Here is a 10,019-nt window from a genome sequence, read left to right as displayed (position 1 = left end):
CCCATCGACCTGTCGCTATCCATAGCGAACCTATCGGAAAGCCACCAACCAGACGCAACGCATAGATCAGATCAAGTTACTGCGGACCGCCCTCTCAGACCGGCTGCGTGTGCTCGACCAGGTGGACCAGCATCAGCGCCGTCCACGTACCCGCGTCTTCTTCCCCGTCGGCGATCTCCACCGCCCGGGGAACGTCGGCGGCGATGCGCGGCGCGGGCCGAGCCGTCCGGGGACGGCTCGGCCCGCTCGTCGCTGCGTCAGGGTGTCACCCGGGTGGCCGGGCTGTCGCCCGGCAGACCCCCCGCGTCGTGGTCCGTTTCCACCGGCGGCAGCGGGGTGGTCCCTAGGACACCACCATTTCTGGAGTACGCGGTGAGAGTGGCCGCCCGGTCCGCTGGTACCCGGGTGGTGCCGGAGTTCGACGCGTCGAGGGCGACAGTGGCCGGGGGTGCGCCTCCGACGGTCACCGTGACTCGGGTCGCGTCCGGTGGGGCGATCAACCGCACCTCGCCCGTGGGGGGCCGGGCGCCGTCCTCGGTCCGGACCCGCCAGCCGATCGGTCGCTGGTCGGCGCCCTCGGCCGGCAACAGCAGCCGCAGGTCGGTCCACCAGCCGGTCCGATCGTCGCCGTGCATGGCGTACGCGATCACTCCACCGCCGGCCGGCTGCACGGTGAGCAGCGCGGCGGCCTGGCCGTGCTCGCTGCCCGACCACCGCACCCGTACCGTCGTGCCGACGGCCGGGAGGTGGCTGTCCTGGAGTGCCGTGTGGACGAAGTTACGGAGGTTGGCGTCGCCGAGCGGCGTCCCTCTGGCGGGTCGGCGTGCGCCGGTGAGCAGGGCGTCCATCTCCGGCCCGGTCGGGTCGAGCCCGGCGTACGGGCCGCCGCCCAGACCGCCCTGGAAGAACACCCGGTCGCCGCGGCTGACCCGGACGACGGGTTCGTGTGGCAGGGGTTCGGGTGGCAGCACGGCGAGCCCGACCCCGCCGCCGTCCGCCCTGGCGATGTCCTGGTACTCCACAGTCCCCTTCGACGTGTATCGGGGTTCGCCACTGATCGTCACAGTGGATTCGGGCGGACCGACCGCGACCGCGAACCCGGCCCGGTCGGGGTAGACCTGCATCAGCGTCATGACCGGGTCGTCGTCACCCTCGCTGTGGCCGCCGTACCGCATCTGCTGGGCACCGGCTCCGGCCGGACCCACGTACCAGACAAGTGCCTCCCTGGTCAGCAGGCCGAACCGCAGCGGCACCGCGACCAGGGCGACCCGGTGTCCCGGCTGGTCACTGCCGTAGATCAGCCGGATCCGGTCACGGTCGCCGACCTTCCAGGCACCCACCGGCGCGTCGATTCGCACCGGCGAATTCGCACTGATCTGCGCTCGGAGCGTGTCCAGCCAGGCCCGGTCCCCGGCCAGCGCGCCCCGCGGTGGCGCGTCGAGCAGGGCCGTCGGAGTGGCGGCGACCGCGATGCCCGGTGCCCATCCGGGCAACGGCACCACGTTGGTCTGGACCCCGACGAGCGCGACCCCGACCGCGGCGGCCAACGCCGTGCGAACCAGCCGCGTCCGCTGGTGCCGTCGCTCACGGCCGGCGAACCCGGGCCAGGGGTCCTCGGGTACGTCGACGCCGTGCGCGGCCTGCCGCAGCGCCGGAACGAGCATCGAATTGGCGAAGCTTCCGGTCATGCCAGTTCCTCCTCGAGCCGTACCGGGGACTGAGCGGCAGGTGGGGCGGCGAAGTCGCTCCGCAGCCGGGCCAACCCGCGCGACGCCTGGCTCTTTACCGCGCCGACCGAGCAGCCGAGAACCTTTGCGGTGTCCGCCTCGCTGAGATCCCCGAAGTAGCGCAGCACCAGCACCGCCTGCGTCCTGGGCGGTAATCGCCGCAACGCGGCGAGGAGTAGCTGCCGCTGCTCCACCTGCACGTACGCGTCATGCGTCGGCTGGCTGTCCCCGGTCAGCAGCGGCACCTCCAACGGCCGCCGTCGACGCCGCCAGGAGATCGCCGTGTTCACCATCGCCCGGCGTACGTAGACCTCGGGCGCGTCCCTACACAGCACCCGACCCCAACGCCGATGGGTCTTCTCCAACGCCGACTGCGTCAGGTCCTCGGCTGTGCCCCGGTCTCCGGTCAGCAGGTAGGCCGTTCGGAGCAGCGATCCCCACTGTCGTTGGACGAACAGCCGAAACTCTTCGTCGTCCTCGTGCCGACTCACGCCACCCCCAGGTCGCGTCCACCTCGCGTCTCACTGCGGACGCAGAGTGAGACGCCACGGGCGGCCTCCGAGGTTGAGTGGAGGATGGCGCGTCGGCTCGAGCCGACGCGCTCAGTCCTGCGGTTGTTGACCCGTGGACTGCCCATCGGACCCGGCCTGGCGCTCGGCCTGCCAGATGGCGTGTCCCTTGAGCAGGTATCCGATCCAATAGACCGCGAAGAGGATCAGGAAGCAGGCGAAGAACACTGCCGAGATGATGCTCGCGAGAACGAGTGCTCCCTCGCCGTCGCTCAGTCCATGGCTCGCGAAGCCGAAGATGCCCAGGAGAAAGAAGAGGACCATGTAGAGCGGCAGCGTCGAACTGTCTGCCGGGTGGGGCGCGCGCGGCGACCAAGGGACGCGAGTGTCGTTGCTGATCACGTAGTGAGTATCAGGGATTCGCTCGGTCGGAGCTATCAGTCGTCCCTATTGGACAGCCATTGGCGCACTGTCGGCCGGTAGCAAGCAAACACGTCCAATAGAGCACTCCCCTGGTCCATCCGACTCGATCCGGGGTCACTCTGCCTCGATGCCGGCGGCTCGTAAGATCTGGCGGACCCGTTCGCGGCTGTAGCCGGTCCGCTTGACGAGATCCACCTGCCGCGCGCCGGCCCGGTGCTCCGCGACAATGGCACGGTGCAGCTCGACACGGGCGCGCTCGACACGGGCTCGCGCATCGGCCTTGATCTGGCGGGCGGCCTGCGCGGCTTGCTCTTCCGCCTGGGGTAGCGCCTCCTCGGCGGCCTTCAGTGCGCACATAGCCCCATCGAGATCCACTTGGCCATCTTGTCCGCGGACCCTTTAGGCCAAGCGCACCGGGGTTGTCGGTTGGCCAAATGAAGCTGTTCACAAATTTGGCCCAGGCAGATATCGTATGTAGTTGGCACTGGTAGATGCGTCCCCCGGTCCGCGCTGCGAACGCTGACCGGGGGACTTGATCGCCCCAGGGAGGCGACCCATGACCAAACTACCTTTCGCGCTGGTCAACTGCGGAAAGCCTGCGGACCTCCGAATCGAGGTCTACAGCCACATCAGGACGGAGTCGTTGGACGGTGTGGCCTACGTCTGCTCCGCCCATCCCAACGCGGCGACCGACGCCATCACGGCGGCCGGTTTCACCACTGCCATGGCCCGGATGACACGAGACGTGGAACGGCGGTGCGGGTTTGTGCATGTCTTTCCCACCGGGGCACTGGCGGCAGGCGACCGACACCCCAGGTGGTGTGGCCGCGACGGGTGCGACCGGGGCAGGGAACACCGGTCCCGGATCTCGGACGTGGACACCAACCAGCCCGAGGCGTCGATCGTCATCCTGAGGTTGGTGCAGACGACCGCGGCCGAACCCGTGGTGGTGATGACCGCGACGGACGGTACGGCGTCTGACCAAGTGGTGTTGTCCATCGGCCAAGCGCGCGCCCTGCGCTACCGTCTCGGCGCACTGGTCGACGCTGCCGAACGCGGACGCGCCACGGACGGCGCGTCGTAGCCACGGCCGCAAGCACGGAATCCCGCTCCGCTTCGACCAGGTGAGGTCGTTGCGGAGCGGGACCGTTGACGGGCTACTCGTCAGAACCCGCCCCACTGCTTGGCCGAGCATTTCCAGGTCTTCCCGCCATCCTTCGAGACGCACCACACGAGGATCTTGCCGAGGATGGGCAGGTTGAGGGTGAAGAGGTGGCCCTTGGTCTTCGCGTACACGACGCCGGACTTCTCGGCGATGTCGGCCAGCGCCCACCCGGGGTCCGGCCCGTCCACTGTCGCCACCCGGTGCATCGACTCCATGTCCTTGCCGTCGAGCAGCGTCTTGATCTCGTCCGCCGAGGGCTCGCGGTCGCCGATCAGGGTGTCCACCGAGTACGGGCCGTCGACGGCGACGCCATTGGCCTTCTCGAAGGCGGCCTTCGTCCCAGCGATCGTGGTGCCGCCATCGAGGTCGAGGGTGAGGATCAGTTCGCCGGTCCGGCGCGACAGCAGGCATTCCCAGATGGTCTTGCCCGAGGCGACGCACATGGTCAGGCACCACTCCCGGCCGTCGGGGGTGGACGAGGCGAAGAGCAGGGACGTCGCTGTCCCGCTGTCGCCGCCGCCGTCGTACACGCCGTCGGCGAGGTCGGCCATTGTCGTGCCGAGGACGTCCCGACTGCCCGGGATCGTGCCGACGACAGTGACGCCGTCGACCTCCTTACCGGCGGCGAGCGCTTCGAGCTGGTCGCCGGTGAGGTTCCGCCCGCCGGTGTCGACGGCCAGCACCTTGTCCAGGTCGCCGACGGGTCGGCCGGTCAGATCCTCGAACTGTTGAAGCATCGCGCCCGGGGCGCCGGGGTGGTCGGTGATCGTCGTCCGGGCCTCACCCTCGGCGGCCTGCGACGGAGCGTACGAGGCGGTCAGCCCGACGATCAGGGCGGTCGTGACGATGGTGGCGCGCCTGGTGATGTCCCGCAGAGTTGTCATCCTGTCCTCATCTCGGTGATCGGTGTCGGCGGGGTGGGACGGGCTACCAGCGACACGTGACAATGTCGCCAAAGTCGTTCGGGGACCCCACGTCGCAGTGGTCGTCGATCCACTCACCGATCTCGCCGATCGTGTCGACGATCCAGGCGAACACCGACTTGATCGCGCCCCAGATGCTGAAGTAGACGACTGTCGACTCGGGGGTGCCGCCGGCCTCGTCGATGACGTCCTTCGTCGACATGGCGGCATTCGGCTTCTCGATGATGTCCAGCACCCGTACCCCGGTGTCGTCAGTGCCGGCCAGCAGCGCCGCGACCTGCTCCGGGGTCCGCTCCTTGCCGTCGTCGACCGCCACGATCGCGCGGTCGACCAGTGCCTCTCGGCTGCCGCTGACGGCTTGGGCGATGCCAGCGATCTCGCCCACCGTGAGGTCGTTGCCGAGGGCGGGGCCGGTGAACCGTTGGACCGACACAGCACCGGACGGCTCGATCTGGATCTCGCCGGCCGTGATCATGTCGTCCGCGCCGAACGGCGCCCAGGCGAACGTCCACTTCCCGGCGACGCAGCGGAACGGGGTGTACTCCCGGCCCTCGGGCGCCGTCTCGGTGCGGAGGATCTTTCCGCGCTCGTCGACGTGCTGGACCACGCAGTCGGCGCCCTTCTGCGGCGGCTTGTCGGTCTGGGCCACAGCGGCGGAGGACATGGCCAGCACCGTCCCGCTGACCACCCCGATCACCGCGAGGCGGTGTGCCAAACGACTCATCGAACGCTCCATTCCTGGTGCGGAAGAAACTGGTGTCCGAAGTGTGGCGGGGCGCGCTGAAGCGGCCCGGAAACGGCGCTGAAAGCGGGGTACGTCAGTGCAGCCGCGTGGCGTCGAGCTGGTCGAGGTCGGCGCGGATCGAGTCGGCCTCGGCGTCGCCGAGCTCGTCGAGGATGGTCAGGGCTCGGCGCCACGCGACACGGGTCGCGGCGAGGTCGCCGAGCGCCCGGTGACTGCCGCCGAGATTGACGTACGTGCTCGCTTCGGCGTAGCGGTCGTTGACCTGCGTGAAAAGGTCGAGGGCGTGCTCGTAGCAGGCGATCGCTCGCCCGTCGTCGCCGAGCTGGTGGTGGGCGTGCCCGAGGCTGTCCCAGGTGTCGGCCTGCCCCTGGACGTCGTCCACCTCCTGCAACATCCGCAGCGCCTCGCCGCACGATTCAAGGGCGTGGTGGTAGTTGCCGAGCAGCGCTTCCTGCCAGCCGAACGCGTTGAGGGTGTACCCCTGCCCGGCCCGGTTCCCGGTCCCCCGGAACAGGGCCAGCGCCCGCCGGGAATGGCGCAGCGCCTGCTGGTGCTGCCCCTGCCGCTCCGCCAGTTGGCCGAGGTTGAGGCAGGTGTGCGCCCGCCCGGCGTCGTCGCCGACTTCGGTGAACAGGTCGAGTGCGCGCCGCAGGTGGTCGTCGGCCTCGTCGTACCGTCGGAGCCGGGAGCAGGCGAGACCGAGGCTGCGGTGCGCGTGGCCCTGCCCCGCCTGATCCCCGATGCGGGACGCGGCGGCCAGGGCGATTCGTTGCGTGCCGAGCCAGTCCTGCCAGTGACCCTGCCGGTGCAGGAAGCCGGCCATGGCCCAGGCAAGCCGCCAGGCGTGTCCCTCGAACCCGGACCGCGCCGCGAGCGGTACCGCGGCGAGCAGGACGGGGACCTCGGTGGTGAACCACGCCGCGGCGGCCGACCGGCTCCTGGGGCGCTCCGGCGTCACGCCCGCCCGGGGTGGCGGAAGGCTGATCGCGCTGAAGTGCGGGTGCAGTGCCAGGTCGGCGGCGTGGGCGGTGTGCAGGCAGTGGTCGAGCAGCCGGTGCACGGCGTCCCGACGCTCGGCCGGCGGCTCGGCCTCGTCGGCGAGACTGACGGCGTACGCGCGCAGCAGGTCGTGGAACGCGTAGCGCCCGTACGTGTGCTCGGTGAAGAGATTCGCCCGGGTCAGCTCGGTGAGCAGGGGGCCGGTCGCCTGACCGTCGACGCCGGCCAGGCTGGCCACGGCCGGGGCGGAGACGTCCGGGCCGGGGTGCAGGCTCAGCAGCCGGAACAGCCGCGCCGCGGGTGGGCTGAGCGTCCGGCACGACCAGGAGAACACCGCCCGTACGTCGGTGGCCTCGTCGCCTGCGCGAAAGGCGTCCAGGTCGCCCAGTTCGGCGGCGACGGCGGCCAACGAGAAGTGCCGGTTGGTGGCGGCTCTGGCCGCCACGATGGCCAGGGCGATGGGTAGCCGCGCGCACCGGTCGGCGATGGTGTCGGCCGCGGCGGGTTCGGCGGCGACCTGGCGCTCCCCGAGCCGGCGGACCAGCATGTCGCGGGCTTCGCCCGGGGTCAGCAGGTCGAGAGGCACCGGTTGGGCGCTCTCGGTGACGACCAGCGGGATGAGCTGGTCGCGGCTGGTGACGATGGCGAGGCAGGTCGGTGAGCCGGGCAGCAGCGGCCGGACCTGTTCCGCGTCGCGCGCGTTGTCCAGCACCACCAGCAGTCGCTTGCCCGCCACCGTCGTGCGGTACAAGCTCGCCATCGTGTCCGGGTCTCGGGGCATCCGGGCCACCGGAACGCCGAGCGCCTCCAGGAAGCCGTGCAGCGCCCGCGCCGGTTCGGTCGGGGTGGCGGCCGGGTCGAAGCCGCGCAGGTTGACGTAGAGCTGCCCGTCGGGGAAGCGCTCGGCCGCGCGGTGCGCCCAGTGCACGGCGAGCGCGGTCTTGCCGACGCCGGCGGTCCCGGACACCACGACGGCGCCGCCCCGGTCGACGAGCGCGTCGAGGGCGGCCAGCTCCGCGTCGCGTCCGGTGAACGTCGGTACGGGGGGAGGCAGTTGCGCCGCGACCCGCGTTGGTGCCGCCGCGGCCGGTGCGGCGATCGCGGTGTCCTGGCGCAGGATCGCGCACTCCAGGTCCCGTAGCCGCGGACCCGGGTCGAGGCCGAGGTTCTCCCGCAGGTTGTCGCGCAGCCGCCGGTACGTCGCCACCGCCTCGCCCTGTCGGCCGTCGCGGTACAGGGCGAGCATCAGCTGTGCGTGCAGGTGCTCGTCGAAGGGGTGCTGTCGGACGAGCCGTTCCAACCCGGGGACCAGCCCAGCGTGCTCACCGACGGACAACCGGGCCTCGGCGAGCGACCGTTCGGCCTCCAACCGTAGGCGCGCCAGGTGTTCCGCCTGCTCCTCAAGCCAGGCCGACCCGGCCACGTCGGCCAGCGGGGGGCCCCGCCACAGTGCCACAGCGGCCGTCAGATGCTTCACCTGCTCGTTGCGGTCCGACGAGCGCCGGGCCAGCTCGATGAGGCGCTCGGCGGCCTGGACGTCAGTGGAATCCGGCCCGGTGTCGAGCAGGTAACCGGGCTGGCGCGCCACGATCGACAGGGGCTCGCCGAGCACCCCGCGGAGGTAGGAGACGTGGCGCTGCAACGTGTTCGCCGCGGTGGCCGGTAGTTGGTCGCCCCAGACCACGTCGATGAGCCGGTCGACACTGACCACCCGGCCCGCGTGCAGCGCCAACGTCGCCAGTACCGCCTTGCGGCGCACGCCGTTCACCGCCTGCGGACTGCCGGCGACGACCACCTCCACCGGCCCGAGCAGCCTGACGCGCACGCCCGTGCCAGCCGTCGAGATCACCGAATCAGGCTAAATCTCCAACCCAGCAAGCTCGGTCGGTTCGTCGCGCAATGGACAGCATCTACGGCCAACACCGCCCTCGTCGGCCTGAGGCGGGTCGCACGAATACGTTGGCGGGTCGTGACGGTGGTGTGGCAAGGTGCTTGCCATGAGTCAGCCCCGAAAGGCCCATGGCGCGTAGATCTCCCGGCGCGCTGCGCGCCCTGTTGAAGTCGGCCGGCCGGAACGCCGGCAAGATCCGCCCCATTGATGGCCTGTCGAACGGCACGAACGCGGCGATCGCCAGGCTCGAACGCGGGCAACCCGGTATTGGTTCAGTGGCGACCGCGCTGGATGGCTATCGTCGTACGATTCGGCGGTCGGGACGGTGGCTGGATCTATCTCCGGACAACTGCCCCTGTCCGGGCTGCGGCAATGCGGTAGAGCAGCGGGACGTCCTGGGCGACGCGCTGCGCCGACTGCCAGCGGCCGCCCGCCGCGAGTTGCAGCGTGTCGTCGACCCGTTGGACGAGGAGTTCCTCCGCAAGACACTGCCTGACCCCCGAGCTGCCAAGCTGAGTTCCTGGCACGCGCAGGCGTGGTGGCGGCAACGGCTGACGGAACGGTGGACCTAGCAGCGCTCCGGCGCGAGTCAACGCGACATTCGATGGTCATGAGGCTCGACAGGACACCTAGCCGGTGTACTTGCCGTTGCGGGTGTCCCCCGAGGTGCCGTCGTAGTGCACCTTGCGGTAGCGGTGCACCGAACCCTTCTTGACCGCCTGCCAGTGGTCCGACGCCACCTCGTAGTCGTGGTGCTTGTAGTAGTCGCCGGCTGACTTGTAGTAGATCCGGTGCCGGGCGTACCCGCCGCAGTTGGCGAGGTAGCTGTAGGAGTACATCTTCATCCCGCCGAAGTCGGACGAGTAGTACGTCTTCGGCTGGTGCCACACCGAGCCCGGATTCGGGTATCCGGGCAGCTCGGCCCAGTTGTACGAGTTCCAGTACAGGTCCCAGCAGGTCATCACCGCCGCCGCGGCCATGCCGCCCGACGTCGGCACGGTGAGACCGTCGGCGACGACCAGGGACGCGGCGATGGTCCGGTAGGCCAGCTCCGGCGGGGTCGGCGTGCCGGCCGGCGGCTCCGACAGCAGCTCTCGCGGCACCGGCACGGACCGGGGCGTGATGGTCAGGTACGTCTTCAGAATGCCCTGCTTGTCGTCGAACGCCAGAGGCGCGTTGCGGCCCATCTCCCCGTCCTGACGGATGCCCCAGTCGCCGGACGACTCGTCGCGGGAGAACACCACCCGCACACCGTTCCGGTAGCCCAGCCGCGCCAACTCGATCTCGCGGTCCACTGGCTCGTCGTCGTACACCACCGAACTCGGCCCACCGGCGGCGCTGGCCGGCGCGGCGTTCCACGCGGCCACCGTCGGCAGGACGACCAGCACTGCGAGCAGTGCGCGTCCCGACAGCACTCTTGCCATCACAACTCCTCATCCGATCGATCCCGAGAGGCGGATCCGGACGGATCGCGCCTCCACCTGCCTTCGCCATCCTTCGAGGCGAGGTTCAGAGCGCCGTCAAGGTGGCATCAATCGCGCCTCGGATCCGGTGTCGTAACGGCGACGTTCACGTACGTAAGCCCGCCAGCGGGGCGCCAAATGAGACATGAACCAGCTTCGACTGGAAGGCAACCG

Annotated in this window: 10 protein-coding genes; 2 read left to right on the top strand and 8 right to left on the bottom strand. The window is 70.1% G+C overall.

The features are described 5' to 3' along the window. Nucleotides 1-257 precede the first annotated feature (257 nt). The 4 genes from ABZS40_RS28695 to ABZS40_RS28680 form a co-directional block, all read right to left on the bottom strand. Complete coding sequence (locus ABZS40_RS28695; protein ID WP_354946592.1) at nucleotides 258-1,688, bottom strand: hypothetical protein; 1,431 nt, start codon at nucleotides 1,686-1,688, stop codon at nucleotides 258-260. Continuing rightward, nucleotides 1,685-2,218 carry a SigE family RNA polymerase sigma factor gene (locus ABZS40_RS28690; RefSeq protein WP_354946591.1) on the bottom strand — a complete coding sequence of 178 codons (534 nt, stop codon included), beginning with the start codon at nucleotides 2,216-2,218 and terminating at the stop codon, nucleotides 1,685-1,687. Before ABZS40_RS28690 ends, ABZS40_RS28695 begins: the two co-directional genes overlap by 4 nt. A gap of 111 nt (nucleotides 2,219-2,329) precedes the next feature. Next, entirely contained in the window at nucleotides 2,330-2,638 is a 309-nt protein-coding gene (locus ABZS40_RS28685) for a hypothetical protein (RefSeq protein WP_354946590.1), read from the bottom strand. Nucleotides 2,639-2,773: 135 nt separating this feature from the next. Next, complete coding sequence (locus tag ABZS40_RS28680) at nucleotides 2,774-3,034, bottom strand: hypothetical protein (protein ID WP_354946589.1); 261 nt, start codon at nucleotides 3,032-3,034, stop codon at nucleotides 2,774-2,776. Between the two features lie 181 nt (nucleotides 3,035-3,215). On the opposite strand from ABZS40_RS28680, the gene ABZS40_RS28675 reads away from it, so the two are divergent. After that, entirely contained in the window at nucleotides 3,216-3,743 is a 528-nt protein-coding gene (locus tag ABZS40_RS28675) for a hypothetical protein (protein WP_354946588.1), read from the top strand. Between the two features lie 80 nt (nucleotides 3,744-3,823). Here ABZS40_RS28675 and ABZS40_RS28670 read toward each other — a convergent pair whose 3' ends face one another. The 3 genes from ABZS40_RS28670 to ABZS40_RS28660 all read right to left on the bottom strand — a co-directional run bounded on the left by ABZS40_RS28670 (nucleotide 3,824) and on the right by ABZS40_RS28660 (nucleotide 8,340). Then, a complete protein-coding gene (locus ABZS40_RS28670; RefSeq protein ID WP_354946587.1) occupies nucleotides 3,824-4,708 on the bottom strand; it encodes a hypothetical protein in 885 nt (294 codons plus the stop codon). A 43-nt stretch (nucleotides 4,709-4,751) separates the two neighbouring features. Continuing rightward, on the bottom strand, nucleotides 4,752-5,471 hold the full coding sequence (locus ABZS40_RS28665; protein WP_354946586.1) for a hypothetical protein: 720 nt from the start codon (nucleotides 5,469-5,471) through the stop codon (nucleotides 4,752-4,754). 94 nt (nucleotides 5,472-5,565) lie between these two features. After that, on the bottom strand, nucleotides 5,566-8,340 hold the full coding sequence (locus ABZS40_RS28660; RefSeq protein WP_354946585.1) for a BTAD domain-containing putative transcriptional regulator: 2,775 nt from the start codon (nucleotides 8,338-8,340) through the stop codon (nucleotides 5,566-5,568). Between the two features lie 170 nt (nucleotides 8,341-8,510). Between ABZS40_RS28660 and ABZS40_RS28655 the strand changes: the two genes are divergently transcribed. Next, complete coding sequence (locus ABZS40_RS28655) at nucleotides 8,511-8,954, top strand: hypothetical protein (RefSeq protein WP_354946584.1); 444 nt, start codon at nucleotides 8,511-8,513, stop codon at nucleotides 8,952-8,954. 57 nt (nucleotides 8,955-9,011) lie between these two features. On the opposite strand, the gene ABZS40_RS28650 is transcribed toward ABZS40_RS28655, so the two are convergent. Continuing rightward, nucleotides 9,012-9,806: a hypothetical protein gene (locus ABZS40_RS28650; protein ID WP_354946583.1), complete on the bottom strand. Its 795-nt coding sequence runs from the start codon at nucleotides 9,804-9,806 to the stop codon at nucleotides 9,012-9,014. Between the last annotated feature and the right edge of the window lie 213 nt (nucleotides 9,807-10,019).

Origin of the sequence: Micromonospora sp. NPDC005324, from assembly GCF_040607155.1 — a bacterium.
GTDB lineage: Bacteria > Actinomycetota > Actinomycetes > Mycobacteriales > Micromonosporaceae > Micromonospora > Micromonospora trifolii.
Note: the sequence above shows the minus strand (reverse complement) of the source record. Positions and strands in the feature narration are given on the sequence as shown.

Coding starts and splice junctions, on each gene's coding strand:
- ABZS40_RS28695 (WP_354946592.1), bottom strand. CDS start 1,688: ATGACCGGAAGCTTCGCCAATTCGATGCTCGTTCCGGCGCTGCGGCAG.
- ABZS40_RS28675 (WP_354946588.1), top strand. CDS start 3,216: ATGACCAAACTACCTTTCGCGCTGGTCAACTGCGGAAAGCCTGCGGAC.
- ABZS40_RS28670 (WP_354946587.1), bottom strand. CDS start 4,708: ATGACAACTCTGCGGGACATCACCAGGCGCGCCACCATCGTCACGACC.
- ABZS40_RS28665 (WP_354946586.1), bottom strand. CDS start 5,471: ATGAGTCGTTTGGCACACCGCCTCGCGGTGATCGGGGTGGTCAGCGGG.
- ABZS40_RS28655 (WP_354946584.1), top strand. CDS start 8,511: ATGGCGCGTAGATCTCCCGGCGCGCTGCGCGCCCTGTTGAAGTCGGCC.
- ABZS40_RS28650 (WP_354946583.1), bottom strand. CDS start 9,806: ATGGCAAGAGTGCTGTCGGGACGCGCACTGCTCGCAGTGCTGGTCGTC.